Genomic DNA, 26,904 nt, shown 5'->3' on the forward strand with positions numbered 1-26,904 from the left:
ATATAACCCGTACAGTTTCTACGAGAATTCTTTATGGCTGCCGCGCAATCTGGCAAGCGTTCGTTAACCCTAAAATTCATGGTCGTGATTATGTTATTAGGCCTTACTGCCACTAGTGCTGCGCTGTTCCCGATGACTGAATTTGGCAAACTGCCGCAGGGCAGCCGCCTTGAACGCATCCAGCAATCCCCCCAGTACCGCGACGGCAAGTTCCACAATCAGCAGGACACGCCAATGATGACCGACAAACGCGGTCGCATTGCGGCGCTGTGGGATTTCTTTTTCGCCCGGCCAGATACGGTAAAACCCGATCGTCCCCTGCCGCTGATCAAAACCGATCTGGCAAAGCTTGATAAACAGCAGGATCTGGTGGTGTGGCTGGGCCATTCCTCCTGGTTTATTCAGCTCGGCGGCAAACGCATTCTTATCGATCCGGTGTTCAGCCACTATGCCGCCCCGTTCGCCTTTCTGAACAAAGCGTTTGCGGGCGATTATCCGTGGCGAGCGGAAGATATGCCGGACATAGACACTTTGATCATCTCTCACGATCACTGGGATCACCTGGACTACCCCACGCTGCGGGCGCTTAAGCCAAAGATTAAGCAGGTAGTCACCCCGCTTGGCGTTGGCGCACATTTTGAAGCCTGGGGCTTCGATCCCGCGCTTATCCACGAACTGGACTGGCAGGAAAAAGTCGCCATTGACGATGAATTAACGATTCACGCCCTGCCGGCACGTCACTTCTCTGGCCGCGGGTTAACCGGCAACAAAACGCTGTGGGCAAGCTTTATGTTCGTCACGCCGCAGCGAAAAGTTTATTACAGCGGCGATTCCGGCTACGGCCCGCATTTCAAACAGATCGGTGAGCAATTTAGCGATATCGATCTCGCGATCATGGAAAACGGCCAGTATGACGAAGGCTGGAAATACATCCACATGATGCCGGAAGAAGCCGCTCAGGCGACGGAAGACCTGGGGGCGAAAACCATGGTGCCAGGGCACGCAGGCCGGTTTGCATTGGCGAACCACAGCTGGGACGAGCCTTTCCGCCGCATAGCCACCGCCAGCAAAGGCCGCAGCTATCAGCTGCTCACGCCGGAAATGGGACAAATACTGGAAGTCAGTCAACCGCGCCAGGCCTTCGATGCCTGGTGGGAATAGCGTTATCAATTATCGAACGAGCAAGATGTAGAAGGAGGTGATATGTCCATGCCTAAAGATTTTATGGAATCTCTGCTTGAGTGGGTCGATGGCAACATGCAGCGCCCGCTGCGTATTGAAGAAGTCGCCAGGCAGTCCGGCTACTCGAAGTGGTACCTGCAGCGGATGTTCTCAGACTGGGCGGGGAAAAGCCTCGGCGCCTACATTCGTGAACGTAAATTGCAGTTAGCGGCAGAAGATCTGAAAAATACCGAGGACAAAATCCTCGATATCTCAGTGCGCTACGGTTTTGATTCGCAGCAATCTTTTACCCGCACGTTCGGGAAACGGTTCAATACCTCTCCCGGCGCCTACCGTCGCGAGCACGAACCCCCGCTTAATTAAGACCTTTTCTGGGTGGGTATGCGCCGCTTACCCACCCTGTTTTCACTTACTTCAGTAAAGTCGCCCACTGCTCAACCCACGGGCCGGAAACCACTTCAGGCTCCGGATGGTCGTTGGCGTCAATCGTTAAAACCTCAGCAATGCGGGTTGCGCCCTGCTCCTGCAATAAAGCGTCAAACTGCTTGCCGCCGCCGCAGAAGTGGTCGTAGTTACTGTCACCCAGCGCAATCAAGCCGTAATGCAGTTCAGGCTGGTAACCCAGCTGATCTTTGATGGCCTGAAAAAGCGGAACAATGCTGTCCGGCAGATCGCCCTGCCCTGTCGTGGACGTGACCACCAGCGCATAATGGTTGCGGTAATATTGCCACTCGGTCAGGTCGGGATCTTCAAACACCTTTGCCTGATGGCCGTGTTTTTTCAGAATAGTTTCGGCTTCTTCCGCCACTAACAGCGCATTGCCGTACATCGTGCCTACAAAAATACCCACTTCGGCCATCGGTAACTCCTTAAGAATTAGGGACAAGGCTTATCCTGGCAGCTCGCCGGATCATACTCACTATTTTCAACATCCGGTAGCTGACCACGCCAGCCAAATTGTGTCAGCATTTGCATCCAGGTCTCATCCAGCCCCGCTTTTAGCGTCAGCGGTTCCCCGGTAACAGGATGCTTTAAAGAGAGCTGGCTGGCATGCAGCATCAGGCGCTGGCAACCGAAATGCTCCGCCGCCCCACGATTCTGACGCAAATCGCCGTGTTTGGAATCGCCAATAATAGGATGCCGAAGATGCGCCAGATGCCGCCGAAGCTGGTGTTTACGGCCAGTCTTTGGCTCAAGCTCCACCAGGCTGTAGCGCACGCTTGGATAGCGCCCCACCGCCACCGGCATTTCGACCGTTGCCAGCCCGCGATAATGCGTCATTGCGGGCTGTGGCCCTTTGTCCTGGTCGCTAAATTTATCGGCGATTTTATCCAGCTCTTCAACCAGCGGATAATCCAGCACGGCTTCGTCCTGCAGCCAGCCGCGCACCACGGCATGGTAGCGTTTCTGCATTTGATGCTGCTCAAATTGCTGTGACAGCAGACGACCTACTTCGCTGGACAGCCCCATCAGCAGCACGCCAGAGGTTGGTCTGTCGAGGCGATGAACGGTAAAAACGTGCTGGCCAATCTGGTCGCGGACGGTTTGCATCACCACGACTTTTTCGTGCCTGTCCAGCCAGCTGCGGTGAACCAGCCAGCCGGACGGTTTGTTCACGGCAACCAGCCATTCATCCTGGTAAATAATCTCCAGCATCAACCCTGTTCCGCGTCAAACAGTGCATCCAGCTCAAGCAGCACGGCAAGGAGAGGTTCACGCACGGCATGCGTCGCATCCAGCGCCATCTCATAATAAGGGGCGATAGCAAAGGCGTCAGGCAGAGGATGCTGGCTGTCCAGCAGCGCGCGCATACGAGGGATCAGGACCCATTGTAACCATTCGTGGGGCTGCAGCGTATCCATGCAGAAAGGCTGCGTGCTCTCGAATGCTGTGGGATCGGGAGGCAGGCCCTGCCAGAGGGAATGATCGCGCAGGATCTGCTCAATGGTGAGTAAATGATGGCGAACCAGCGTCTGGCGCTCCATGAAAACCTCATTCGTCAGTGGAAAAGAGCGGTACAGAATAACACTTCTTCGCTGCCCGTGAAAAAGGCATAAAAAAAGGGAGCACTGTTTACACAGTGCTCCCGGTTCGTTTCGCAGCTAATCCAGCTACTTTTTATGCTCCCTGCTCATCCATGACAACTTTGTCCTCTGGTCTCCTGACCAGCAATCCATCGCCAGGGCTTCCTGCTGCCATCATCCTGATGGGTGTCCAACATCATCCTGACGCGAAATCCTTAAGTCTTCCTGACCCACCGCACTCCTGTTACGGCTCTCATTCTCCGTCCTGGAGGTGTCCTTTAACTCTGCCTGAGTTATCCATGCTTCATCTGTGAAGCCTTCCTTGTTCGCCATCCCGGCGGGTTCCTTTTGTAAGAAGCGACATCATCCTAATGTCTCCTTCATTACGTCGACATCCTGTCGATGGATATAGAATCCCCTATTTGCCCGCATGTGACAAGGGATGCAGCGGTGCTGCGGGCAAAAACTTTCATTCGGAACTTTCCTAAAACAAAAATAACTCATTGTTTTATAAAGGTATCGACAAATGAGAGTCGCTTTCATCTGCCGTCAAATGTAGCGATCTCTCACATGGCTTGTAAGAGATCTCTCACAAGGCCTTGGGCAAAAAAGCTAGATCACCTGTGGCGTTAAGGCATTCAGAAAGTCAGGAAGAGAGGCGGAAAGCACGGTCCGCTGCGGGGTGCCGATTCTTTCAAGCACCACTGCACCTGTCAAGTTGCAGAGTGAGACAACTTCCATTTCATCGTCAGTCGTCGCTAAAAATAGCGTCGGAGATAACTTCAAACGCTTCTGCGTCACCAGATGGCCAATCAAATTTTCCTGCACGCGAACAAAGTCGTCCTCGCTCCATGCCTGCAGCAGCGTCAGCGCAGTATTCCCATGTACGGCGGGCATATCGCCGGCAAATTGCGTGGTGTAAAACGCTTCAACGGCAGGTTGGAGGGAAATATCCAATGCTCGCTCTACGGCGCTTAAATCCGCTTCGGGTATAAACGGCTGGGGCTGCCAGCGCACGTCTCCCCCGGTGGTCGTTACAATGCACGGCGAAGGAATGCCGTACAGTGCTTCACTGGCAGGCCAGCCTCCCGTTTCCTCCTGCCACTGGTCGCAAAAACGGCGGGTAAACTCTTTAAGGGCAAAGGCGACTTCGTTCATTAATTTCTCACTCGCGTAGGCTGGGGTACAATAAAAGCCAATTGTACCTTTATCTCGGTGAAACATGTCCTACGAAAATCACCAGGCTCTAAGTGGCCTGACGCTGGGTAAGCCCACGGCTTATCAGGATCAATACCAGCCTTCGCTACTGCAGGCCGTACCGCGCAGCCTGAATCGCGACCCGCTTGGCCTCCACGCCGACAGCCTGCCATTCAGCGGCGGCGACATCTGGACGCTCTACGAACTCTCATGGCTGAACAGTAATGGCCTGCCTCAGGTCGCCGTGGGCCATGTGCAGTTAGACGCCAATAGCGTCAACCTTGTGGAGTCCAAAAGCTTTAAGCTCTACCTGAACAGCTTTAACCAGACCCGCTTCGCCGACTGGGAAACCGTCCAGGCAACGCTGAAGCGTGATTTAAGCGCCTGCGCCGAAGGCGACGTCAGCGTGGTGCTGTTCCGCCTGCATGAGCTGGAAGGCCAGGAAATCGCAGCGTTCAGCGGAGAATGCATCGATGAGCAGGACATCACCATCGACAGCTACGACTTCAATGCAGATTATCTGCAACAGGCCGCGGGGGATGAGATCGTGGAAGAGACACTGGTTAGCCACCTGCTGAAGTCCAACTGCCTGATCACCCACCAGCCAGACTGGGGCTCCGTACAGATTCGCTATCGTGGTCCAAAAATCGATCGCGAAAAGCTGCTGCGCTATCTGGTCTCCTTCCGCCATCACAACGAGTTTCATGAGCAGTGCGTAGAGCGCATCTTTAATGACCTGCAGCGCTTCTGCCAGCCGCACTCGCTCAGCGTTTACGCACGCTACACGCGTCGGGGCGGGTTGGACATTAACCCGTGGCGGACGAATACCGATTTCCATCCTGCTTTTGGCCGCCTGACCCGCCAATAAGTGCGAAATAGCTCCCAGCGCCAAAAGTGAATGTGGTTTACGGGTTGTTAAAGTGAACAAGCCAGGGCTATTGTAATCTGTGAGAACGGCACTTTTCGTTCCGTAAGGAGTTCACTTGATTACACATATTAGCCCGCTTGGCTCAATGGATATGTTGTCGCAGCTGGAAGTCGATATGCTTAAACGCACCGCCAGCAGCGACCTTTATCAACTGTTTCGTAACTGCTCACTGGCGGTCCTTAATTCCGGCAGTCAAACCGACAGCAGCAAAGAGCTGCTTTCTCGCTACCAGAACTTTGACATCAATGTGTTACGCCGTGAACGTGGCGTAAAACTCGAACTGATTAACCCCCCGGAAGACGCCTTTGTTGACGGCCGAATCATCCGCGCGCTGCAGGCTAACCTGTTTGCCGTCCTGCGCGATATTCTGTTTGTTAACGGCCAGATTACCAACGCAGGCCGTTTTCAGCATTTGAACAAAGAAAACTCTATTCATATCACCAACGTGGTGTTTTCTATTTTACGAAATGCCCGCGCGCTGCACGTGGGTGAAGCCCCGAACCTGGTGGTTTGCTGGGGCGGGCACTCCATTAACGAAAACGAATACCTGTATGCCCGCCGTGTGGGCACTCAGCTTGGCCTACGCGAGCTGAATATCTGCACCGGCTGCGGGCCGGGGGCGATGGAAGCACCGATGAAAGGTGCTGCCGTCGGCCACGCCCAGCAGCGCTATAAAGAAGGGCGTTTTATCGGCCTGACGGAACCTTCGATTATCGCCGCCGAGCCGCCTAACCCGCTGGTCAATGAACTGATCATCATGCCGGATATTGAAAAACGCCTTGAGGCGTTCGTGCGTATTGCCCACGGCATTATTATCTTCCCTGGCGGGGTCGGTACCGCAGAAGAGCTGCTCTACCTGCTTGGCATTCTGATGAATCCGCACAACCACGATCAGGTACTGCCGCTGATCCTCACCGGGCCGAAAGAGAGCGCGGATTACTTCCGTGTGCTGGATGAATTCATCGTTAGCACCCTGGGCGAGAAAGCACGACAGCATTATAAAATCATCATCGACGACGCAACTGAAGTCGCCCGCCTGATGAAAAAAGCGATGCCACAGGTGAAAGAGAACCGCCGTGAAACCGGTGATGCCTACGGCTTCAACTGGTCCATTCGCATCTCGCCGGATCTGCAGATGCCGTTTGAACCGACCCACGAAAACATGGCTAACCTGCAGCTCTACCCTGATCAGCCTGCGGAAAAGCTGGCCGCCTCGCTGCGGCGCGCCTTCTCAGGCATCGTTGCCGGCAACGTGAAGGAGCCAGGTATTCATGCCATCGAAAAATACGGCCCGTACAAACTGCACGGGGACCCGGACATGATGAAACGCATGGATGTTCTGCTGCAGGGCTTTGTCGCCCAGCACCGCATGAAGCTGCCCGGCAGCGCCTACATTCCCTGCTACGAAATAGTGCGTTAACCTTCCAGGGCGGCCAGCGGTCGCCCTTCTTTTTCCTCTTCCACGTTCATTATTTACAATGAAGATAACCATTTAAAACCGCGTCTAAAATGCTTCTGCAATATATTTGTTAAGCTCTCCCCCCTGATTTATATCGTGCTTTTAAATAAATAACGCTCTGGTTTTACATATTACTCTATATAATCTCATTCACATTAATGGCAACGACCTAATAGATCCCCCATTTCAATAATATAAAATCATCATCTGCCGCCCCCAAGAAATATCAAGTCTCATAGAGTTGTTGTCTTTCGTACCAAACCGATCATTTACAATGCTTACAACTATTTATCAAACATGCATTATCATGATGAAAACAAGCTCGCAGCACCTCGCCGCACATCTCTTTATTCAGAAGCATTAAAACAAACGATCGCACTATATTTAAAACATCATTGCAGCATGCGCAGTTTAATTAAGAGAGAAAAAACATTAATTAAGAGAAAAAAACACTGAGCAGCCTGTAAGCCATGCTTAAATACGCTCCCAATCAAAACTTTGCAGTGGTGGCTTTTATGCCTGCTCGTGGCCTAACTCATAACTTGCTCTTAGCTGTTTTCATCGCTCTGCCCATGCACGCTTTTGCTGGCCCGGTGATCAATGTGGGGCCGTTAAATGAGTATATCTATTCCGGTAAAAACACCCTCGCCAAACGCATTTATAACTCCGGGGATGCCACGGCATTTGTACGCGTTGAGGTTAGTGAAATAGTTTATAACGAGCACAGCCCGGCAAAGGAAATTCCGCTTGATAATGCGGCCATTGTTAACGGGCAGGGCGCCGGGGTTATTTCGTCCCCGCCGCGGCTAATTATCCCTGCGGGCGGAATGCAAACCAACAGACTGGTCTATACCGGCGCCCGCAATAAAGAGTCTTATTATCGCGTGCGTTATATTCCCGTCGTGCCGAAAAACAGGGATGAATTTACGCTCAGCAAGGATGAAGTTGAAAAGTATCAGGATGCCATCAACGCCAGCGTCAGCGTACTCACCGGGTTTGGCACCATTGTGACCGTTCATCCCGATAATGTTCGCTTCGATACGCAAATTACGGATAAAGGTAAAAAACTGCGTATCAGCAACAGGGGGAATGCCTCCGTGGTTATCAGCGACCTGAAATCCTGCGATGCAACACTTAAAGACTGTAGTCCACCCGTCAATATTCAATTAAGGCCCGGCCGGAGCCTGGAGCGGGACATTGTGCCGCAAAAAATCTGGCACTACACGCTGAATGAAGGTGGTCAAAAAAAGGCGCTGAAATCAGGTTTGTAATTTGAAGTAACCCTGTTCTCTCTGTTATCAAAAGGAATGATATATGTACGCAAAAAAAATCACTTTACTCGGTGCCCTTCTGGCGACGGCATCGGCGGTTCACGCTGCTCCTCTGCAGGTTGATTTCAACGTAGAGGCGGCGATCCCTGATACTGAGTTCTTTGTCACGCCAGTTAACGGCTGGAATGCCCAGACGCAAAAAATGGCATGGAACGCGGCGACGGGCTCTCTGGATGGGTTTTCTCAGCAGCTGCAAATGAAAAATTCCGGCGGGGGCATCAAAGCCTATCTGTCCGGGCAGCCTGTGCTCAGTTCGGCCAGCGGTACGGATACTATCGATCTCCAGGTGAATATTGCCGGCCAGACGTTGCCGGTTGACGCCGTGTCAGCGGTCACGCTGTACAACACGACCGAAGCCGCAGCAGAGAAAACGGCCACCCTGACGGTAAGCCAGAAAGCGGCTGGCTCTAAACCAACGGCCGGGACCTACATCGGGGCCGTGACCATGATGTTTGATACCGTTACGCCTTAATTTTAGCGGCAGCAGTATTCATGGTGTGTTCGGTTACCGAACAATCGAGCATTGAGGAGAAAAGAGAGAGGGATTTCTCTTTTCTTTCTTCGGAAAGAAAATTTCAGGCGTTTGATATTATGGGATTCTTGCGTCCATTAACAGGGTCGTTATGTCTGCTTTTCAGCAGTGTAAATGTTTTGGCTCAGCCTGCGACGCTTGCCAGCCAGGCAGCGGCTATGCCGGATGATTTTCAGGCGTATTTCTTCAATGCCCCGCTTTCAGCCCGCATCATGGTAGATAACCGGGTCCTGGGCGATGCCATGATCATCGTGACGGAGGATAACCGGGCCAGGATTATCCATTTTACCGATAACGGCGACAGTGAGTTTAGCGAGGCCGAACGCCAGCGCTGGTTAAAGGCGTTCACTGACTTTGTTCCGCTTGGGAAGTGCAGTGACCATGCCTGCCCGCCGGGGCTGCTGGCGGCGGATTACAGCCTGAGCGATGCCCGCCTCGTTTTACTCACGCAGCAACCGGGAAACGACGCGAATAAATACTGGTATACCTTACCCGAAGATGGGGATTCAGGCCTGCTGCTGAATAACCAGCTTAACCTCAGCGGCAGCGAGCAGCAGTCAAGCATGAGCTGGAACGGGGGCCTGGAGGCCGCGCTGGGGAGCTGGACATTAATGAGCCAGTTTCAGCATGACCAGACCCGCAGCAACAGCCTCGGCAGCACTTCCCGCCATGCCATAACCTCTCTCTACGTTCAGCGTGAATTTCAGCAACACTTTCTCCGTACCGGGCTATTTACGCCGGACAGTCAGGGCCTGATACGCCAGCTTTATACGCCGGGAGGCGGTATCAGCACGCTGGCGGGCATGATGGCGGGCAGCGGCGATGCACTACTGAAGGGCGGGGACATTCCGGCGCTTTATCCCGTCTACGTCTCCGCCAACCGTGAAGGTGTGGCTGAAATTTACCGCGACGGTACCCTGATAAATTCTCAGCCTGTTGAACCCGGCCTGCAAATGTTAGACACCGTGCCGCTGCCGGCCGGTATCTATGAAGTTGAAATTCGCCTCATTGAAGACGGCCGTGAGAGCAGCAGGGTCACTGAAACGATTAATAAACCCACCCGCTGGCGAACGCCGGGCCAGCGCCTGCGCTATAACGTGTTCGCCGGGCAGCAGCAGACGCTGTGGAACAGTGACAAAAATGAAGATAACGGTGAATTTGCGGCCGGGGCCAGCGTCAATTACCTGTTGCATCCGCTGGCGACGGTCGGCGTGGCCGTGCAGAAGACGGGGGAAGAGCGTCAGGCCGGGGTTTCACTCGACTGGCAGGCGGCAAAGCCGGTGCAGCTGTACGGTAATATCTGGCGGAGCAATCTCACCGGTCACGGGTTTGATACCCAGGGAATATGGTCGCACGCAAAGGGTAATGTCGCCCTCAGCCACAGCCGGAGCTGGTATCGCCAGGAAGATGAACCCTACCGGTATACGGCTCGCCCTTCGCTGGAACACAGCAGCGTGCTGTCCACCACCTGGCGCCTGAACAGCGAGAACAGCCTCACCGCCCGTCTGACGCACAGAAGCCGTCACAGCGGTATCGGTGCCGACGTGGGCTTTAATACCCGTACCGTACTTGCCGGGAACGCCATTAACTGGCGGCTGGCCGCGTTTGATCGCCCCTACGGCAATGGCAGCACGTTACGCAACCGCGGCGTGAGTCTCTCCGCCAGCTTCGCGCTCGGCGGGCAGAAACGCAGCGGCAATATCAGCGTCGGCAGCCGCACGGACACCAGCGGCAGCCGGGATCTCTATACCTCCGCCTCGGTCAATCAGACCTGGGACAAAGGCCCCGTGAAGATGACGACGGCGACGCTGACGGCGGACCGCCACGGCGCAGGGTTCAGCACTTACAACCAGTTTGATACGCCGATGATGGCGGGCACTTTCTGGGGGCAGAGTTCAACGCTGGACGGCAGGCTGTCCGGCGGCCTCAATACCGGCAGCCTGCTGGCGTTGGGTGGCGGGCGGGTCACAATGTCGAAACAGGCGGCACATTATCAGGGCGGCGGCATGATAGTGGATGTCTCCTCCGACGATAAAAATGCCGAACTGGTGGCGCTTTATCCGGGCGGTGCCGTGCCGCTCAAACCGGGCAGGAACTTCATTCCGGTCGATGCCTGGCAACCTGGCACGGTGCAGATTGACTTCCCCGGCACGGAAGCCCCGGCGCTGAAAGTCGAGCCTGAGTACCTGAGCTACCAGCATATTCGCGGGGGCGTCAGTGCGTATTCCGTGAAAGTGATGAAAACGGTGACGGTGATGGGTCGCCTGGTGGACGGCAATGGCCACGCCCTGGGCGGTGCTCAGGTGGTGAATCATGCCGGCAGGACGGTCACCGAATCCGACGGGCTGTTCACCCTCGAAGTGCATGAAAACAACCCGGTGCTGGCGGTGGAATACCGCGCAATGAACCAGTGTGAAATACGCCTGAATCCCACCACGCAGAAAACGGCCGATGAGATTATTTTCCTCGGCAATCTGACCTGTGACGAATTACCGCTGGCGGGGAACGCAGGCTATGCGGCCAGCAAAGCAGCCAGGAATAAGGACATATAATGTTTACCCGACAGATGTATATTATCGACTTCATTAATAACGCCCTGTTTCGCAGAAGAAATACGGCCGCACTGTCCGCGCTGCTTTTATTGGCGATGATATCCACAGTCAACGCTGCAACGGTGAACGTCACTACGGAGTTTATCGCCGACCTGCAGCAGCCGCAGAAGAATGCGTTTGTGAATACTACCCCGGTCTCTGGGTTTTGTTCTCAGCACTCTACGCTTTGTAATGTGGGGGAGTTCAGTATTTTGGTTCCTGGGTTATCGGCGGAAAAATATTTTGACTCTACGAGCAATAACGTACGCAATTATACATCAATATCCCTTGATGGCACGACAAGGAATATTGTTTTAAGAGATGATAAAACAGGGAATCAAATTGCAGGGATATTTCGTCTGGCTTTTTTTGGTGTGCAACACACGTCGATAGATGGATCTAACATAGCTAGTGTAATGAACGGCGCGGGCCGTTCTCCTCAGGGCGGGTGCTCAGGGCGGGTTGGCGTTGGTTATATACATTGGTACAGATATGGATGGGGAGTGCCAGAAAAAAAGCTGACCTGCTACAAGGAGCTTGGTGGCTCTTTTCAAGGTGATGTTAGTATTGCCGATTTTAGCTTTGGCTATACGTTAGAAACACCCGATCCATTAGGTGTTTATAGCGGTGAGTACGAAGGTGAAGTGGTTTATACCGTTGGTGAAGGCGAAGATATTGACTTTCATGCCGAAACGACCTCTGACACTGAAATTAGAATAAAAATAAAGGCGAACGTACGTCATGCCTTCCAGGTGAAGTTTCCCACCGAGGCGGAATTGATCAAGGTCAGCCTGGCCCCGAAAGGCGGCTGGAGCCAGTGGACAAACGGTGGGCGTGTCCCTGATTCCCTGAGTCAGGAGGTCCCCTTCACCCTGTCGTCCACGTCCGGCTTCACTGTCAATATGCGCTGTGAGTATGATTTGGATGGGGCCTGTGCGTTACGCGAAACAACATCCCCCACCGGAGAAAAAATACCGCTGGAGGTTTCTCTCACCTTACCGGGTTATAAAACGGAAAACGGAAGAGAAGCCAGAAATCTGCTGTTGAATTCGTTACCGGCTGGCCATGTTATTTTACCTCCCGGCGAGTTTGTTGTTCATCGTCGCTCACAGGTTGATTTTAAAGTCCGGAAACCCGGCGTTGAAACGATGGTGAAATCCCCAGGTTCAACCTGGAAGGGAGTCGTGACGCTATTGTTTGATGCTCATGCGGACTAGGGAACGGAGAACCGAACGTTCTGTCGAAGATGGGTTATTCGGCGTATTGCGCGATAGCGCTGCTGAAGGATCCGTCTTCCTTTTCACCCCCACAAACTTGATAAACAGATCTTCTCTGCCAACCACCAGCGTTTGAAGCCATCCCTCGGTACCGATACTAAGCTGCCATTTAATCGATTGCGCTCACACTTAAAAGCACAAACATTGCGACCTGAAGCAAATACTCGTTGAAAAATGCTGTTTTAGGCACTTTCTTTGGCAAAAACCGAGTTATTTGGTCAGGTTTAATTTATTGCATCATCCACAAGTGCTAGGCTTCGCGACCATAAATGTCATGTTGATGTCTATGAACAGACTGTTATGCGGATTTGTTGCTTAACAAACGTAGATTATCGCATTTGGGATCGCGATCACTGATACAGTGATGACATAAATGTATCTTTCCGCCCGCCGATAGTTACGGGCCACAACTACTTTAAAAACGCGCCCGGCCAGAATTTAGTTTCAGCAGTTAAGCCACACACATCGCGTTAACTGCGAATTTTTAAACATTGCACGAAACTTTCCTTTGGAGATGTAGATGGAAACCACTCAAACCGGCAGTATTGTCTCTGCTGAGAAAAAAGGCGCATGGCGCAAGACCGACACCATGTGGATGCTGGGCCTGTACGGTACAGCTATCGGTGCAGGCGTCCTGTTCCTGCCAATCAACGCCGGCGTTGGTGGCCTGATCCCGCTGTTCATCATGGCGATTCTGGCTTTCCCAATGACGTTCTTCGCACACCGCGGTATGACCCGCTTCGTGCTGTCCGGTAAAAACCCGGGCGAAGATATCACCGAAGTTGTAGAAGAGCACTTTGGTGTTGGCGCAGGTAAGCTCATCACCCTGCTGTACTTCTTTGCTATCTACCCGATCCTGCTGGTTTACAGCGTGGCTATCACCAACACCGTGGACAGCTTCATCACCCACCAGTTGGGCATGACTGCACCGCCGCGCGCTATCCTTTCTTTGATTCTGATTGTCGGCATGATGACTATCGTGCGCTTCGGCGAGCAGATGATCGTCAAAGCGATGAGCATCCTGGTATTCCCATTTGTTGCGGCTCTGATGATTCTGGCGCTGTACCTGATTCCAAACTGGAGCGGTGCGGCGTTTGAAACCCTGTCCTTCAGCGCAACCCCGGCAACCGGCAGCGGCCTGTGGATGACCCTGTGGCTGGCAATTCCGGTCATGGTGTTCTCCTTCAACCACTCCCCTATCATCTCCTCCTTCGCCGTGGCTAAACGCGAAGAGTACGGCGATGGCGCTGAGAAAAAATGCTCCAGCATCCTGGCTCGTGCACACATCATGATGGTGCTGACCGTCATGTTCTTCGTGTTCAGCTGCGTGCTGAGCCTGAGCCCTGCTGACCTGGCCGCGGCAAAAGCGCAGAACATCTCTATCCTGTCTTACCTGGCTAACCACTTTAATGCACCGGTTATCGCCTGGATGGCGCCAATCATTGCGATGATTGCCATCACCAAATCCTTCCTCGGCCACTACCTGGGTGCACGCGAAGGCTTTAACGGCATGGTCATTAAGTCTCTGCGCGGCAAAGGTAAGAGTATTGAAATCGGTAAACTGAACAAAATTACCGCGCTGTTTATGCTGGTGACGACCTGGGCAGTGGCGACGCTGAACCCAAGCATCCTCGGGATGATTGAAACCCTGGGCGGCCCGGTTATCGCGATGATTCTGTTCCTGATGCCGATGTATGCTATTCAGAAAGTACCGGCGATGCGTAAGTACAGCGGCCATATCAGCAACGTCTTTGTTGTGATTATGGGCCTGATCGCTATCTCCGCTATCTTCTACTCGCTGTTCAGCTAAGCAAGCTAAAGAGTCGCCCGCCAGGGCGACTCTCCTCCCCCAAGTCACTTACGCAGGGAAATCTTATGATTAGCGTATTCGACATTTTCAAAATCGGTATTGGCCCCTCCAGCTCACATACCGTCGGCCCGATGAAGGCCGGTAAACAATTTTCCGATGACCTGATTGAGCAAGGGATCCTGCGCGATGTCACTCGTGTAGTTGTGGATGTCTATGGCTCTCTGTCCCTGACAGGTAAAGGCCACCATACCGATATAGCCATTATTATGGGCCTGGCGGGTAACCTGCCGGATACCGTCGATATCGACGCTATTCCGCACTTCATTCAGGATGTAAACACCCACGGGCGCCTGATGCTGGCCAACGGTCAGCATGAAGTTGAATTCCCGGTGGACTGCTGCATGAACTTCCATGCCGACAACCTGGCGCTCCACGAGAATGGCATGCGCATCACCGCTCTGGCTGGCGACAACGTGCTGTATTCTCAGACCTATTACTCTATCGGCGGTGGCTTCATCGTTGATGAAGCCCATTTTGGTGCGCAGAGTGAAAACCCGGTCAGCGTGCCGTATCCGTATCAGAATGCTGCAGACCTGCAAAAACACTGCCGTGAAACGGGTTTATCGCTTTCCGGCCTGATGATGCAGAACGAACGGGCTCTGCACAGCCAGGAAGAGATCGACGCCCACTTTGCGGCGGTCTGGGAAGTCATGAGCAGCGGAATTGAACGCGGTATCACTACAGAAGGCGTGCTGCCGGGTAAAATGCGCGTTCCGCGCCGTGCTGCAGCCCTGCGTCGTATGCTGGTGACCACCGATAAAAACAACTCTGACCCGATGGCAGTTGTGGACTGGATCAATGTGTTCGCGCTGGCGGTGAACGAAGAAAACGCAGCCGGTGGCCGTGTGGTCACCGCGCCAACAAACGGGGCCTGCGGTATTGTTCCGGCTGTGTTGGCGTATTACGACAAGTTCATTCGTCAGGTGAACGCTAACTCCTGCGCCCGCTATTTCCTGGCCGCCGGTGCTATCGGTTCTCTGTATAAAATGAACGCATCTATCTCCGGCGCGGAAGTAGGTTGTCAGGGAGAAGTCGGCGTAGCCTGTTCAATGGCTGCGGCAGGCCTTACTGAGCTGCTGGGCGGTAGCCCTACTCAGGTGTGTATCGCTGCGGAAATCGGCATGGAGCATAATCTGGGGCTGACGTGTGACCCGGTTGCAGGCCAGGTTCAGGTTCCGTGCATCGAGCGTAACGCCATTGCGGCAGTTAAAGCCGTGAATGCTGCACGTATGGCTATGCGCCGCACCAGCGAGCCTCGCGTCTGTCTGGATAAGGTTATCGAGACAATGTATGAAACGGGCAAGGACATGAACGCCAAGTATCGCGAAACCTCTCGCGGTGGCCTGGCGCTGAAAATTGTCGCCTGTGACTAAAAATTAAGGCTCCCGGCTGGGAGCCTTTCAGACGACTGACCAACTTCCGGTGAAAAAGAAAGATCCGCCGACTGGTTAAAGAATAGGAAAATCACTTCATTGATTTTCGGCTGATAACCACAAAGAGGGAAAAACCACGCTTTTTCCTCTTTGTCAGCAACCTTTAAGGCTCCCGCTTGGGAGCCTTTTTCTTAGAGCGCCGCTTTCAAACGCTTCACGGCTTCCACCAGTTGCTCATCCGTTGCCGTCGCGTAGGAGAAACGCAGCGTGCGTTTATCCGCATGATCGCTAAAGAAGAACTCTCCCGGCACGTACACCACGCCTTTCTCCAGCGTTTTTTGTAGCCAGGCCGTGGTATCAAAGTCGTAGCGGAAAGCGGCCCAAAGGAACATCCCACCCTGCGGCTGGTTAAAGGTAATGTGCTCGCCAAGCTCTTCTTCCAGCAGACGCGACAGCGTCAGGCACTTCTGCTTATAAGCCTCACGAATCAGCTCAATCTGCGACTCAAGACGCCCCAGTTTCAGGTAAGCCGCCGCCAGCACCTGCGTAAACGAGTTAGCGTGTAAATCAGTCGCCTGCTTAATGATGGCGACCTTTTGCTTCATCCACTCCGGGAGAATAATCCAGCCGACACGCAGCCCCGGAGCCAGAATTTTCGAGAACGTTGAGGTATAGACCACGTGATCTTCATGCCCTAACTCTGTGGCGACCTGAATCAGAGTCTTCTCGCGGCGATCGGTAAAGCTAATCGCCCCGTACGGATCGTCTTCAATAATCACAAAATCATGTTCGGCAGCCAGTTTCACCAGCTTTTCACGACGCTCAGCGCTCAGCGTTGTGCCGCTTGGGTTACCAAAGGTTGGCACCAGATAAACGCCTTTCACTCGCGTGGTTTTCAGCAAAGCTTCCAGCTCATCGACAATCATGCCGTGCTCGTCCCCACCTACGGATTCAACCTTCGCGGCGGTCAAACTGAGGATTTGCAGCGTGGCCAGGTAGGTCGGGCGCTCAACGACGAAAACGTCACCTTCGTCTGCCAGCGCACGAATCAGCAAATCCAACGCCTGCTGGGAACCAGAGGTGATGAGCAACTGGTCGCTGCGCGTAGTAATCCCGCGAGCCTTGCACAGCTCAACTAGCTGGTCACGCAGCTCGGAATTGCCTTCGGTCAGGCCATACTGAAAAGCGTCGTTAAAGTTCTCTTCCAGCACTTTACGGGTCGCCAACTCCAGCCCTTGTCTGTCAAACAGCTCACTGGAAGGAATGCCGCCAGCCAGTGAAATCACGCCGGGCATTTTGCTGTGCTTAAGAAGTTCGCGGATGGCCGAGGGTTGCAGGTTTTGAATGCGTTGCGCGAGGTGTTTAGTATTACTCATATTGATGTTCTCTATTTTTTTATGCGTTAGAAATATACATAGCCCGCTAACAACTACGCAATGGCTTTCCACCCGGCCCCGATAAGGTTTTGCGAGAGGCATTCCTGAATGCTGCGATGAGAATAGCTCATCATGGCGGGAAGTGTTAGGGTAGGCCCATCAGAGTGACGAGTTAATTTCTTATGGCTATTCATTTACTTATCGTCGATGCCCTGAACCTGATTCGCCGCATACATGCGGTGCAGGGTTCGCCCTGTGTCGATACATGTCTGCATGCGCTGGACCAGCTTATTGGCCACAGTCAGCCTACTCATGCGGTGGCAGTGTTTGATGACGAAGAACGTCGCGAAGGCTGGCGGCATCAGGTTCTGCCCGACTACAAAGCGGGCCGTTCGCCAATGCCAGACGACCTGCATGCCGAAATGCCGGCTCTGCGGGATGCTTTTACCCGTCGTGGCGTTCAGTGCTGGCATTCAAAAGGCAACGAGGCGGACGATCTTGCGGCTACGCTGGCGGTGAAAGTCGCCTCCGGCGGCCATCGGGCAACCATTGTGTCCACCGACAAAGGCTATTGCCAGCTGCTGGCCCCAACGCTGCAAATTCGCGATTACTTCCAAAAACGCTGGCTGGATGCGCCCTTTATTGCTCAGGAATATGGCGTTCAGCCGGAACAACTGGGGGACTTCTGGGGGCTGGCGGGCATCAGCAGCAGCAAAATTCCCGGCGTGCCCGGTATTGGCCCGAAAAGCGCCACACAGCTCATTAACCAGTTTTCTGACCTGGAAACGCTCTATCAGCGGCTCGATGAAGTCCCGGAAAAATGGCGTAAGAAGCTGGAGCTGCACAGAGAAAGTGCGTTTATCAGCCGCCAGGTGGCAAGGCTTGAGACGGATTTACAGCTCGACGGGAACTTACAGCAGCTAAGGTTGCCTGGTGCATTACCTTCTGCATAACGCAAAAGAACTCCCCTTGCCCGGATGAGCAAGGGGTTGGTCATTAACGCTCGTCGCGACGGCCACCCACGGCCGCCCACCAACGGCGGATGTGAACGGTCACTTCTTCACGATCGTGGTAAAGCTGGCGGGCTTTGATTTCCGCGTTAATGCCGTTGCTCTCGAGGATTTCGCGGATCTGCGCCAGGTTTTGCGACACCTCTTCGTAGCGCTTTTTCATCGGCAACTTGAGGTTAAAGATAGTCTCACGGCACCAGCCGTTTACCAGCCAGGTTGCCATTAAATGGGCTACTTTTGCCGGTTTTTCCACCATGTCGCAGACCATCCAGGAGATGTTGGTGCGGGTCGGGCGGTATTTGAAGCCATCTTCGCGCAGCCAGGTGACCTGTCCGGTGTCCATCAGGCTCTGCGCCATCGGGCCGTTATCGACGGACGAAACCCACATATTGCGCTTTACCAACTGATAGGTCCAGCCGCCCGGGCAGGCACCCAAATCCACGGCGTACATGCCGTTGGCCAGACGCTCGTCCCATTCATCGGCGGGAATAAAGACGTGAAACGCCTCTTCCAGCTTCAGCGTGGAGCGGCTTGGAGCATCCGCCGGGAACTTGAGGCGCGGGATGCCCATATAGAACGGCGAATTGTTGGTGGTGTAGGAGTAACCTGTGTAACAGCAGCCGGGGGCGATAAAGAACACATGCACAACCGGACGCTTCGGCGTTTCGTAGTTGGTCAGCACTCCGGCTTCGCGCAGGCTGGCACGCAGCGGCACGGTAAACTTACGACAGAACTTCATCAGCTCTTTGCTTTCGTTGGTGTCGGCCACTTCAACCCGCAGGTCGCCGCCCTTTTCCACCACGCCCTGCAGCATGCCGACAATAGGCGTGATGCGGTCTTCCGGCGGCAAATCCTTTAGCAGCTCGCCGGCAACAAACATCTGGCGGGCAAAAATCAGGTCGCTGAACGGCAGCTCGCGCGCCAGCTTTTCCGCCTCTTCCGGCTGATAGCATTCAAATATGACATAACCGCTGTGCTCTTTAACGCGGGCAAAGCCGTAGACACCGCGCTGAGCCGCTTTGTCGGTTATCTCTGCCGCACACTCTTTCTCGAATCCCTGGCGGCAGTACAAAATCACTTTATTCATGGCTTACGCCCTTACGTTTCAGGCGCACAGCACCAATTAACATCAATATCCAACCGGCCAGGAAGCTGACGCCGCCCACCGGGGTAACAAACGCCCACAGCCGCAGGTGCGACAGGGCCAGGCAGTACAAACTGCCGCTAAACAATACGGTGCCTAACGCCATAAAGACGCTGCTCCAGTAGAACCAGATGCTGATGCGACGCTGCATTGCCACCGCAAGGCCAAAAATCGCGAGCGTGTGAAACGCCTGATACTCAAGCCCGGTCTGGATCCATCCCATCTCTGCAACACCCAGAGACTTGCTCAATACGTGCGCCCCAAAGGCGCCCAGGGCAACAAAAACAAAACCGCTGATGGCGGCAAAAATCAGCATGAATCGGCTGGTCATGGTGTAACCCTAAAGTAAGGCGTGGCCGCGCCACGCGAAGGTTGCTTATTGTTCGTAGCGAAAACGGAATTTTTCTTGCTCACTGGCCGCCTTTGCCAGGATCCACTGTCGAAACGCGGCTATTTTACCCAGTTCTGCCTGGCTGTCATGACAAACCAGATAAAAGGCGTTTTTACTTACCAGCACATCATTGAACGGGCATACCAGACGGCCCGCTTCGATTTCCGTTTGGGCCATGACGTTATTGGCCAGCGCAATCCCCTGCCCGTGAATCGCGGCCTGGAGTACCATTGCGCTGTGGCTGAAAATGGGCCCTTGCTGGACATTAATATGGCTCACGCCAAGCTGGCGGGTATAAGTCTGCCAGTCGCGGCGCGAAGCGTCATGCAATAAAGTGTGCCTGGCCAAATCTTCCGGCGTTTTAATCGGTTTGTCGCCGGTTAGTAGCATAGGTGAGCAAACCGGCAGCAAATACTCAGCATAAAGTTTTTCGACTCTTAGCCCCGGCCAGTTTCCCCGCCCATAGAATATCGCCACGTCCACGTCGTCAGACAGCTTGTCTTCCTGGCGGTCCACCGCCTGAATTCGCACGTCGATGCCCGGATAAGCTGAGTTAAAGCTTGTTAAGCGAGGCACCAGCCAGTGAATCGCAAAACTGGGCAATAAACTCACCGTCAGCGCGCCTTTTGCACTGCGCGCCTGCAGCTTGCGGGTGGCTTCCGTCAGCTGGGAAAAAATCTCTTTAATATCCTGATAATAACTCTGCCCCTCCTCCGTCAACAGCAACGATCGGTTACGGCGGCGGAACAGCTTCAGGCCAAGAAAATCCTCCAGGGACTTGATCTGGTGGCTTACCGCGGCCTGAGTAACGAACAGTTCCTCAGCCGCTTTAGTAAAACTCAAGTGACGAGCCGCAGCGTCAAAAACGCGCAGCGCATTCAGAGGGGGTAATCGCTTAGACATGGGGTTATTTGGCTTAAGTGTTAATAAGAGTTAACAAACAGATAGCGTTTGTTTACCTATTAGTTTTTTTTATCTGAGCCATTATAAATTGTCCGTTGAGGATGCACCAGCAAATACCTATAGTGGCGGCACTTCCTGAGTCGGAACGAAAAGTTGTCTGGAATGCGTGTTCTGGAGGGCTTTTGGCTTACGGTTGTGATGTTGTGTTGTTGTGTTTGCAATTGGTCTGACATTTCGGACCACGGTAGCTAAGCTACCCCTTTTCACTTCCTGTACATTTACCCTGTCTGTCCATAGTGATTAATGTAGCACCGCCGAATGCGGTGCTTTTTTTTGCCTGCAGTTTTACTTCTTCAGCTCAACCATCTCTTTCACGTCCGAACGGTTAATCTGCTGCATATTGCCGTTAGCATCTTTGTACTTGATCATTCCTGTTTCGTCATCGGTTTTTGGCTTACCTTCAGAGACAATCGCGCGTCCATCGTTGGTGTGCATGATGTAGTTCGGGCTGGAACAAGCTGCAAGTGCAAAGGTCATCATACAGGCAGAAACAATAGCGATAGATTTGTTCATTATTCTTCTCCTTGTGGATAGCGTTTAATGCTGTTTAAGTCTTTCCTACTAACATGCTTAAATATTAGTCCAACAATAATTAGCATAACCTGCTTCTCACATTCTGCCAGGAGAAACAGACAATTCCGAGAAAGACGGAAACCTTGTGCCAACGCCAGTTTTGCGCGACGATCTGTGCATTGAACTGAGGATCCCCATGACAGCATTTAACCCCGCTCATTTTCGCGCGCAATTCCCCGCGCTGGCAGATGCAGGCGTCTATCTCGACAGCGCGGCCACGGCGCTAAAACCCCAGGCCGTGATCGACGCTACCCAACAGTTTTACAGCCTGAGTGCCGGGAACGTTCACCGCAGCCAGTTTCCAGAAGCGCAGCGTCTGACGGCGCGTTACGAAGCGGCACGTGACCAGGTAGCACGTTTGATCAACGCCGAAAGCGGTAGATCCGTGGTCTGGACCCGGGGCACAACCGAAGCCATAAACCTGGTTGCGCAGTGCTATGCCCGCCCTCGCCTCAAAGACGGGGATGAAATCATTGTGAGTGAGGCAGAACATCACGCCAATTTTGTGCCGTGGCTGATGGTGGCTGAGCAAACCGGTGCGAAAGTGGTGAAACTGCCGCTTAATGACCAGGCTCTGCCCGATCTTAACCAGCTTCCTGCATTGCTGAATGACCGCACTCGTATCCTGGCGCTTGGGCAAATGTCTAACGTCACCGGGGGCTGCCCCGATCTTGCAAAAGCTATCAAGCTTGCCCACGAAGCAGGCGCCGTCGTGATGGTTGATGGCGCGCAGGGCATTGTTCACTGCCCGCCGGACGTCCAGGCGCTGGATATCGACTTTTACGCCTTTTCCGCCCATAAACTGTATGGCCCGACCGGCATCGGCGCGCTCTATGGCAAAGCAGATCTCCTTGAGCAGATGTCGCCGTGGCTCGGCGGCGGGAAAATGATTACCCATGTCTCATTCGACGGGTTTAAGACTCAGCCAGTGCCCTACCGCTTTGAAGCCGGGACGCCAAACGTCGCGGGCGTCATTGGCCTTAGCGCTGTGCTGGAATGGCTTGAAACTGTCGATTTACAGCAGGCGGAAAACTGGAGCCGTAGCCTGGCCACGCTCGCGGAGTCCGGGCTGGCAAAACGCCCCGGTTTCCGTAGCTTCCGCAGTCAGGACTCCAGCCTGCTGGCGTTTGACTTTGCGGGCGTTCACCATAGCGATATGGTCACGCTGCTGGCCGAATCAGGCATTGCGCTGCGGGCGGGCCAGCACTGCGCGCAGCCCTTGATGGCCGCATTAGGCGTTAGCGGAACGCTGCGCGCCTCTTTCGCCCCTTACAACACACAGCAGGATGTGCACGAACTGCTCGCCGCAGTCGATCGCGCCCTCGATATTCTGGTGGACTGAATGCAGGCTAATCATCCCTTTGGTACAGAAATTAACGCAGATATGCTGCGTACCACCTTCGAAGCGCAGCGGCAGTGGGAAGACAAATACCGCCAGCTGATTTTATTGGGTAAGAAGCTGCCGGCGCTGCCGGAGGCATTAAAAACCGAGAGTATTGAAATCAGCGGCTGCGAAAATCGCGTTTGGCTGGGCCACGAGCGCCTGCCGGACGGAACGCTGCACTTTTACGGTGACAGTGAAGGACGCATCGTTCGTGGCTTATTGGCGGTGCTGTTGACCGCGGTAGAGGGGAAAACCGCCCGGCAGCTATTGGAAAACGATCCGCTAAGTCTGTTTGACGATCTGGGGCTTCGCCATCAGCTAAGTGCTTCCCGCAGCAGCGGGCTTACGGCCCTTGCCGCGGCCGTTCAACAGGCCGCGCACGAGGGTTAATCAGGCGGCGGTTCGTGCCGCCTTCGCCATCATCTTCTTCAGCACATGAGACACCGCCACAAAACCAAAGCTGGCGGTTACCATGGTCGCCGCCCCAAAGCCCGAGGCACAGTCCATTCGTTTTGGGCCTTCGGCGGTGCTTTTCATCGCGCAAACTGAGCCGTCAGCCTGCGGATAGACCAGCGCTTCAGTTGAAAATACGCAGTCTACGCCAAGCTTCCCTTTGCTGTTTTTCACCACGCCGAAATCACTTTTCAGGCGTTCACGCAGCTTCGCCGCCAGCGGATCCTGAATAGTTTTTGCCAGATCGCTAACCTGAATCTGCGTCGGATCGATTTGCCCACCGGCTCCCCCCGTGGTCACCATCGGGATCTTATAGCGGCGGCAATACGCGACCAGCGCCGCTTTTGGCCGCACGCTGTCAATGGCGTCGATAACATAGCTGAATCCCTGGCTAAGCAGCTCAGCGGCGTTGTCAGCGGTAATAAAGTCATCCACCACCGTAACCCGACATTCAGGATTGATCTCCTTGATGCGTGCGGCCATGACTTCCGTTTTGGCCTGGCCTACGCTGTCTTTCAGGGCATGGATTTGGCGGTTGGTGTTGGTGACGCAAACGTCATCCATGTCGATAAGCGTAATGGCCCCAATCCCGGTTCGCGCCAGCGCCTCTGCCGCCCACGAGCCCACCCCGCCGATGCCAATCACGCAAACGTGCGCTTCTGCAAAAAGCTGAAGCGCCGCCTGGCCATACAGACGAGCGGTGCCGCCAAAGCGTTGCAGCCAGGCATCAGAGAGAACAACAGACATCGGGGAAATCCTCAGAAATAAAAAACGGGCTGATTATACAGCCCGTAGATAAAGGTGGAAACGCTGCAGCATTAACCGTTAAAAACGCTGCCCGTGCCAGGGGCCGCTTTCAGCACCCAGACGCGCCCGTAATGGTTGTACCAACCCGCGCGGTGCCCGGCATCCGGGCCAATGCCCTGATAGATATCGAAGTGCTGACCTTTGATCGCCCCCCCAACGTCGAGCGCCACCATCACGCGCAGCTCGTACTGGCCGGTGAACTTCCCGTTATTGTCCAGGAGTGGGACTTCGGTCAGCAGCGTGGTGCCAGCAGGAATGATGGAGCGGTCAGACGCCACGGAGGCACGTCCAATCAAAGGTACCGCGCTCGCGCCTTTCACCGGCGCATAGCTTGCAGGCTTAAAGAAGACAAAAGAAGGATTCTGCTCAAGCAGCTCCCGCACTGCCGCTTCGCTGTGGGTTTCTCCCCAGTGGCGAATCGCCTGCATCGACATATCTTCTTTCTTCACTTCGCCGCGGTCGATCAACACCTTGCCGATGCTGCGATAAGCGTGGCCGTTTTTACCGGCATAGCCGAAGAAGGTCAAAGGCTGACCATCGCCAAAATCAATGTAGCCGCTGCCCTGCACATCCATGATGAAGTTATCCATCAGAGAGTTGCTGTAGGCCAGCACATAGCTGTCGCTCAACCCACCGGCGTAGATTTCCGCGCGGGACGGCAGACGCCCACGTTTTGGCGGCATGCGGTAAATAGGGTACTGGAATTCGCCCTGGCGAGTATGACGAGCCTGAATCACCGGGGTGTAGTAGCCGGTAAACTGCACGTTGCCGTAGTTGTCAGCCCCTTCCATCTGCCAGGCATCAAGGCCGAACTGCTTCAGCTGGCGGGTATCGCCCCCGGCACGCAGCCACTGCTGCACGGCATTATAGATATCGCTGCCGTTATTATAGAGGCGGGGAGAAGCAGAACGAATCTGGTTAACCTGCTCGGCATAGTCGCCGCCGTTGATAGGCGCGCCAACCGCATCAGGCTGATTCACCAGTGAGAAAGGCTGGGAGAATTTCCCGTCTTTATATTGCTGACCGCGATCGGTCGGTTTTGATGAACAGGCGGCCAGCATCGCTAACATGGCCCCCGCCGCTGTGTACTTAATCCAACGTCCTTTCATTTACCTTTCGCCCTGCTCGTTGCCTCTGTATGCCTCGCCGAAGATAGCAAACGCGCCGCCAGAATTAAACGAGTTGCACACCCCTCACAGCAAAAACGTCTGTTTTATGGCCACTGTGCGGGTTAATTCAACAACTAAGGGGAAATTCAGGTATTTACTCGAAAAAAGGGTTGCATCAAAAAGCGAGCGGAGTATAGTGCGCATCCACGGACGCGGGGTGGAGCAGCTTGGTAGCTCGTCGGGCTCATAACCCGAAGGTCGTCGGTTCAAATCCGGCCCCCGCAACCAATTAAAAGTCGCTGATTTAACAGCGCAATGATGAAAAATCATTAAAAAGAGTAGTATGACGGACGCGGGGTGGAGCAGCCTGGTAGCTCGTCGGGCTCATAACCCGAAGGTCGTCGGTTCAAATCCGGCCCCCGCAACCAACATTGAGAACACCCTTACGGGTGTTTTTTTGTTTCTGCCGTTTGTAAAAAAATAAGGCAGGTTTATCTCCCGCCTTTATCAGCCATTTTAGCCTCGTCTTGCCAGCCTTGAGCTATCCGAGAAGTACGCCTTAATCCCCGCCAGAATTGACTCCGCAACTTCCTGCTGGAATTTGGCCGTACGCAGCTTGCGCTCTTCTTCAGGGTTACTCAGGAACGCTGTCTCCACCAGAATAGATGGAATATCCGGCGCTTTTAGCACCGCAAACCCGGCCTGATCGACGCTGTTTTTATGCAGCTTGTTCACTTTCCCCAGCCGGTTAAGCACCTCTTTCCCGAACTTCAGGCTGTCGTTGATGGTCAGCGACTGCACCATGTCGAACATCGTGTGGTCGAGATAGCGATCTCCACTTTTGCCCACGCCGCCAATTAAATCCGAGGCGTTCTGCGTTTGCGCCAGGTATTTCGCCGCCGTACTGGTCGCCCCTTTGGTGGACAACGCAAAGACCGACGATCCGCGCGCGGCAGCGGTCGTAAATGCATCCGCATGAATAGAAACAAACAGGTCGGCTCGCTGTTTTTGCGCCTTGGCAACGCGCACTTTCAGCGGGATGAACACATCTTCATTACGCGTCATGTAGGCCTTCATATTGCCCTCTTTATCGAGCAGGGCCTTCAGCCTGCGCGCAATACTGAGCACAATATCTTTTTCGCGGGTCTTGTTCGGGCCTATCGCACCGGGGTCTTCGCCGCCGTGGCCTGGATCAAGCATGATGACAATCGGCCGGTCCCGCCCGGCTTTACCCGGCTTCGGCCCTTTTTCCGCCGGCATTTTCTTGTCTAACTGGCCGTTGTTGTAATCTTCCAGTAATGCCAGCAGCGGATCTTGTTCGCTATTCATGTTGGCGGGATAAAGATCCATCACCAGGCGCTCTTTGAATTCGGCGACCGGGGCCAGCGCAAACAAATGCGGGGTCACGTTTTGCTTCAATTCAAAAACCATGCGCACGGTCTTGGGATCGAACTGCCCCACGCGCGCGGATTTAATGAAGGGATCGTCGCCGCGAACCTGGCTGCCAATGCCTTTTAAAACTGAATTTAAATGCGCCCCTTCAATATCCACAACAACCCGCTCCGGGTTGCTGAGCGCAAACTGGCGGTACTTCAGCTGATGGTTAGATTCCAGCGTCACGCGGGTATAAGACGAGGCCGGCCAGACGCGCACGGCGATCACCTGGCTTGAGGCAGCAAAACCGACCTTGCTGACGCTCAACAACCACATGGCTCCGGCACCCTGAAGTAAACGGCGGCGACTCATTAACGAACTGGAATCTGGCATGGCTCCCCTGAGCGATAAAATCACTGAATAGACGAATTTATTTTTTGAGCCAAAAACTTTAGCGAAACACGCGGTTACTGTCATCTATAAAAGGGTAAACGTTCAGAAAAGGAGATAAAAAGTCAGGGAGGAGGAATTTTATCCTGGATGAAAATTGGCGCTT

The 26,904-nt window shown here is 54.0% G+C and carries 25 protein-coding genes and 2 tRNA genes; 15 read left to right on the top strand and 12 right to left on the bottom strand.

All coding sequences use genetic code 11. The features are described 5' to 3' along the window. Window positions 1-33: 33 nt before the first annotated feature. Window positions 34-1,161, top strand: a complete 1,128-nt coding sequence (locus AAIE02_RS19470; protein WP_008458394.1) for an MBL fold metallo-hydrolase — start codon at window positions 34-36, stop codon at window positions 1,159-1,161. Window positions 1,162-1,203: 42 nt separating this feature from the next. Beyond that, window positions 1,204-1,545 (top strand): helix-turn-helix domain-containing protein, encoded by a 342-nt coding sequence (locus AAIE02_RS19475; RefSeq protein ID WP_008458396.1) that lies wholly within the window; start codon window positions 1,204-1,206, stop codon window positions 1,543-1,545. Between the two features lie 46 nt (window positions 1,546-1,591). Here AAIE02_RS19475 and AAIE02_RS19480 read toward each other — a convergent pair whose 3' ends face one another. The 4 genes from AAIE02_RS19480 to syd all read right to left on the bottom strand — a co-directional run bounded on the left by AAIE02_RS19480 (window position 1,592) and on the right by syd (window position 4,364). Further along, window positions 1,592-2,041 carry a flavodoxin gene (locus AAIE02_RS19480; protein WP_039297682.1) on the bottom strand — a complete coding sequence of 150 codons (450 nt, stop codon included), beginning with the start codon at window positions 2,039-2,041 and terminating at the stop codon, window positions 1,592-1,594. A gap of 17 nt (window positions 2,042-2,058) precedes the next feature. Then, the gene (truC, locus tag AAIE02_RS19485; protein ID WP_498533076.1) at window positions 2,059-2,838 is read right to left on the bottom strand and encodes a tRNA pseudouridine(65) synthase TruC; all 780 of its coding nucleotides are present in this window, start codon (window positions 2,836-2,838) and stop codon (window positions 2,059-2,061) included. Beyond that, the gene (locus AAIE02_RS19490; protein WP_498533077.1) at window positions 2,838-3,167 is read right to left on the bottom strand and encodes a YqcC family protein; all 330 of its coding nucleotides are present in this window, start codon (window positions 3,165-3,167) and stop codon (window positions 2,838-2,840) included. Before AAIE02_RS19490 ends, truC begins: the two co-directional genes overlap by 1 nt. A 651-nt stretch (window positions 3,168-3,818) precedes the next feature. After that, the gene (syd, locus tag AAIE02_RS19495) at window positions 3,819-4,364 is read right to left on the bottom strand and encodes a SecY-interacting protein (RefSeq protein WP_498533078.1); all 546 of its coding nucleotides are present in this window, start codon (window positions 4,362-4,364) and stop codon (window positions 3,819-3,821) included. 64 nt (window positions 4,365-4,428) lie between these two features. Here syd and queF point away from each other — a divergent pair, with 64 nt between their 5' ends. The 8 genes from queF to AAIE02_RS19535 all read left to right on the top strand — a co-directional run bounded on the left by queF (window position 4,429) and on the right by AAIE02_RS19535 (window position 15,764). After that, window positions 4,429-5,271 (top strand): NADPH-dependent 7-cyano-7-deazaguanine reductase QueF, encoded by an 843-nt coding sequence (gene queF / locus AAIE02_RS19500; RefSeq protein ID WP_336709394.1) that lies wholly within the window; start codon window positions 4,429-4,431, stop codon window positions 5,269-5,271. A gap of 115 nt (window positions 5,272-5,386) precedes the next feature. Beyond that, on the top strand, window positions 5,387-6,751 hold the full coding sequence (gene ppnN, locus AAIE02_RS19505; protein WP_008458407.1) for a nucleotide 5'-monophosphate nucleosidase PpnN: 1,365 nt from the start codon (window positions 5,387-5,389) through the stop codon (window positions 6,749-6,751). Between the two features lie 641 nt (window positions 6,752-7,392). Beyond that, window positions 7,393-8,061 (top strand): hypothetical protein, encoded by a 669-nt coding sequence (locus AAIE02_RS19510; RefSeq protein ID WP_336821357.1) that lies wholly within the window; start codon window positions 7,393-7,395, stop codon window positions 8,059-8,061. 43 nt (window positions 8,062-8,104) lie between these two features. Beyond that, on the top strand, window positions 8,105-8,593 hold the full coding sequence (locus AAIE02_RS19515; protein WP_498533079.1) for a CS1 type fimbrial major subunit: 489 nt from the start codon (window positions 8,105-8,107) through the stop codon (window positions 8,591-8,593). 179 nt (window positions 8,594-8,772) lie between these two features. Further along, on the top strand, window positions 8,773-11,205 hold the full coding sequence (locus AAIE02_RS19520) for a CS1-pili formation C-terminal domain-containing protein (protein WP_498533080.1): 2,433 nt from the start codon (window positions 8,773-8,775) through the stop codon (window positions 11,203-11,205). After that, window positions 11,205-12,461: a hypothetical protein gene (locus tag AAIE02_RS19525; RefSeq protein ID WP_498533081.1), complete on the top strand. Its 1,257-nt coding sequence runs from the start codon at window positions 11,205-11,207 to the stop codon at window positions 12,459-12,461. The genes AAIE02_RS19520 and AAIE02_RS19525 overlap by 1 nt, the downstream gene beginning before the upstream one ends. A gap of 580 nt (window positions 12,462-13,041) precedes the next feature. Continuing rightward, window positions 13,042-14,331: an HAAAP family serine/threonine permease gene (locus AAIE02_RS19530; RefSeq protein ID WP_008458416.1), complete on the top strand. Its 1,290-nt coding sequence runs from the start codon at window positions 13,042-13,044 to the stop codon at window positions 14,329-14,331. Between the two features lie 65 nt (window positions 14,332-14,396). Beyond that, entirely contained in the window at window positions 14,397-15,764 is a 1,368-nt protein-coding gene (locus tag AAIE02_RS19535) for an L-serine ammonia-lyase (protein ID WP_498533082.1), read from the top strand. 191 nt (window positions 15,765-15,955) lie between these two features. Here AAIE02_RS19535 and AAIE02_RS19540 read toward each other — a convergent pair whose 3' ends face one another. After that, window positions 15,956-17,140, bottom strand: coding sequence for an aminotransferase-like domain-containing protein (locus tag AAIE02_RS19540; protein WP_498533083.1), 1,185 nt, complete (start codon window positions 17,138-17,140; stop codon window positions 15,956-15,958). Between the two features lie 182 nt (window positions 17,141-17,322). Between AAIE02_RS19540 and xni the strand changes: the two genes are divergently transcribed. After that, window positions 17,323-18,093: a flap endonuclease Xni gene (xni, locus tag AAIE02_RS19545; RefSeq protein WP_008458422.1), complete on the top strand. Its 771-nt coding sequence runs from the start codon at window positions 17,323-17,325 to the stop codon at window positions 18,091-18,093. A gap of 43 nt (window positions 18,094-18,136) precedes the next feature. Here the strand turns inward: xni and rlmM are convergent, their stop codons facing one another. From rlmM to AAIE02_RS19565, 4 genes are all read right to left on the bottom strand, one after another. Next, window positions 18,137-19,237 (bottom strand): 23S rRNA (cytidine(2498)-2'-O)-methyltransferase RlmM, encoded by a 1,101-nt coding sequence (rlmM, locus tag AAIE02_RS19550; RefSeq protein WP_498533084.1) that lies wholly within the window; start codon window positions 19,235-19,237, stop codon window positions 18,137-18,139. Continuing rightward, entirely contained in the window at window positions 19,230-19,625 is a 396-nt protein-coding gene (locus AAIE02_RS19555; RefSeq protein WP_008458426.1) for a DUF423 domain-containing protein, read from the bottom strand. The genes rlmM and AAIE02_RS19555 overlap by 8 nt, the downstream gene beginning before the upstream one ends. Before the next feature lie 45 nt (window positions 19,626-19,670). Beyond that, window positions 19,671-20,588, bottom strand: coding sequence for a glycine cleavage system transcriptional regulator GcvA (gene gcvA, locus AAIE02_RS19560; protein WP_008458428.1), 918 nt, complete (start codon window positions 20,586-20,588; stop codon window positions 19,671-19,673). A 345-nt stretch (window positions 20,589-20,933) separates the two neighbouring features. Continuing rightward, window positions 20,934-21,161 (bottom strand): YgdI/YgdR family lipoprotein, encoded by a 228-nt coding sequence (locus AAIE02_RS19565; protein WP_008458430.1) that lies wholly within the window; start codon window positions 21,159-21,161, stop codon window positions 20,934-20,936. Window positions 21,162-21,357: 196 nt separating this feature from the next. Between AAIE02_RS19565 and csdA the strand changes: the two genes are divergently transcribed. Further along, window positions 21,358-22,563, top strand: a complete 1,206-nt coding sequence (gene csdA, locus AAIE02_RS19570) for a cysteine desulfurase CsdA (RefSeq protein ID WP_498533085.1) — start codon at window positions 21,358-21,360, stop codon at window positions 22,561-22,563. Continuing rightward, window positions 22,564-22,995 carry a cysteine desulfurase sulfur acceptor subunit CsdE gene (gene csdE, locus AAIE02_RS19575; protein ID WP_166878328.1) on the top strand — a complete coding sequence of 144 codons (432 nt, stop codon included), beginning with the start codon at window positions 22,564-22,566 and terminating at the stop codon, window positions 22,993-22,995. It abuts the gene before it with no gap. Here the strand turns inward: csdE and tcdA are convergent, their stop codons facing one another. Together tcdA and mltA are read right to left on the bottom strand one after the other, a co-directional pair. Next, complete coding sequence (gene tcdA, locus AAIE02_RS19580; RefSeq protein ID WP_498533086.1) at window positions 22,996-23,805, bottom strand: tRNA cyclic N6-threonylcarbamoyladenosine(37) synthase TcdA; 810 nt, start codon at window positions 23,803-23,805, stop codon at window positions 22,996-22,998. Between the two features lie 71 nt (window positions 23,806-23,876). Next, on the bottom strand, window positions 23,877-24,974 hold the full coding sequence (mltA, locus tag AAIE02_RS19585; RefSeq protein ID WP_008458439.1) for a murein transglycosylase A: 1,098 nt from the start codon (window positions 24,972-24,974) through the stop codon (window positions 23,877-23,879). Window positions 24,975-25,185: 211 nt separating this feature from the next. On the opposite strand from mltA, the gene AAIE02_RS19590 reads away from it, so the two are divergent. After that, window positions 25,186-25,262, top strand: a tRNA-Met gene (locus tag AAIE02_RS19590). Window positions 25,263-25,325: 63 nt separating this feature from the next. After that, window positions 25,326-25,402, top strand: a tRNA-Met gene (locus tag AAIE02_RS19595). Window positions 25,403-25,490: 88 nt separating this feature from the next. On the opposite strand, the gene amiC is transcribed toward AAIE02_RS19595, so the two are convergent. Then, window positions 25,491-26,741, bottom strand: a complete 1,251-nt coding sequence (amiC, locus tag AAIE02_RS19600) for an N-acetylmuramoyl-L-alanine amidase AmiC (protein ID WP_166878320.1) — start codon at window positions 26,739-26,741, stop codon at window positions 25,491-25,493. Window positions 26,742-26,904 lie beyond the last annotated feature (163 nt).

The sequence above is a fragment of the Cedecea sp. Ae19-4 genome, assembly GCF_059801165.1.

Excerpts from the sequence above, each read along its gene's own strand:
- AAIE02_RS19470 (WP_008458394.1), top strand. The coding sequence starts at position 34 with ATGGCTGCCGCGCAATCTGGCAAGCGTTCGTTAACCCTAAAATTCATG.
- AAIE02_RS19475 (WP_008458396.1), top strand. The coding sequence starts at position 1,204 with ATGTCCATGCCTAAAGATTTTATGGAATCTCTGCTTGAGTGGGTCGAT.
- AAIE02_RS19480 (WP_039297682.1), bottom strand. The coding sequence starts at position 2,041 with ATGGCCGAAGTGGGTATTTTTGTAGGCACGATGTACGGCAATGCGCTG.
- truC (WP_498533076.1), bottom strand. The coding sequence starts at position 2,838 with ATGCTGGAGATTATTTACCAGGATGAATGGCTGGTTGCCGTGAACAAA.
- AAIE02_RS19490 (WP_498533077.1), bottom strand. The coding sequence starts at position 3,167 with ATGGAGCGCCAGACGCTGGTTCGCCATCATTTACTCACCATTGAGCAG.
- syd (WP_498533078.1), bottom strand. The coding sequence starts at position 4,364 with ATGAACGAAGTCGCCTTTGCCCTTAAAGAGTTTACCCGCCGTTTTTGC.
- queF (WP_336709394.1), top strand. The coding sequence starts at position 4,429 with ATGTCCTACGAAAATCACCAGGCTCTAAGTGGCCTGACGCTGGGTAAG.
- AAIE02_RS19515 (WP_498533079.1), top strand. The coding sequence starts at position 8,105 with ATGTACGCAAAAAAAATCACTTTACTCGGTGCCCTTCTGGCGACGGCA.
- AAIE02_RS19525 (WP_498533081.1), top strand. The coding sequence starts at position 11,205 with ATGTTTACCCGACAGATGTATATTATCGACTTCATTAATAACGCCCTG.
- AAIE02_RS19530 (WP_008458416.1), top strand. The coding sequence starts at position 13,042 with ATGGAAACCACTCAAACCGGCAGTATTGTCTCTGCTGAGAAAAAAGGC.
- AAIE02_RS19535 (WP_498533082.1), top strand. The coding sequence starts at position 14,397 with ATGATTAGCGTATTCGACATTTTCAAAATCGGTATTGGCCCCTCCAGC.
- AAIE02_RS19540 (WP_498533083.1), bottom strand. The coding sequence starts at position 17,140 with ATGAGTAATACTAAACACCTCGCGCAACGCATTCAAAACCTGCAACCC.
- xni (WP_008458422.1), top strand. The coding sequence starts at position 17,323 with ATGGCTATTCATTTACTTATCGTCGATGCCCTGAACCTGATTCGCCGC.
- rlmM (WP_498533084.1), bottom strand. The coding sequence starts at position 19,237 with ATGAATAAAGTGATTTTGTACTGCCGCCAGGGATTCGAGAAAGAGTGT.
- AAIE02_RS19555 (WP_008458426.1), bottom strand. The coding sequence starts at position 19,625 with ATGACCAGCCGATTCATGCTGATTTTTGCCGCCATCAGCGGTTTTGTT.
- gcvA (WP_008458428.1), bottom strand. The coding sequence starts at position 20,588 with ATGTCTAAGCGATTACCCCCTCTGAATGCGCTGCGCGTTTTTGACGCT.
- AAIE02_RS19565 (WP_008458430.1), bottom strand. The coding sequence starts at position 21,161 with ATGAACAAATCTATCGCTATTGTTTCTGCCTGTATGATGACCTTTGCA.
- csdA (WP_498533085.1), top strand. The coding sequence starts at position 21,358 with ATGACAGCATTTAACCCCGCTCATTTTCGCGCGCAATTCCCCGCGCTG.
- csdE (WP_166878328.1), top strand. The coding sequence starts at position 22,564 with ATGCAGGCTAATCATCCCTTTGGTACAGAAATTAACGCAGATATGCTG.
- tcdA (WP_498533086.1), bottom strand. The coding sequence starts at position 23,805 with ATGTCTGTTGTTCTCTCTGATGCCTGGCTGCAACGCTTTGGCGGCACC.
- mltA (WP_008458439.1), bottom strand. The coding sequence starts at position 24,974 with ATGAAAGGACGTTGGATTAAGTACACAGCGGCGGGGGCCATGTTAGCG.
- amiC (WP_166878320.1), bottom strand. The coding sequence starts at position 26,741 with ATGCCAGATTCCAGTTCGTTAATGAGTCGCCGCCGTTTACTTCAGGGT.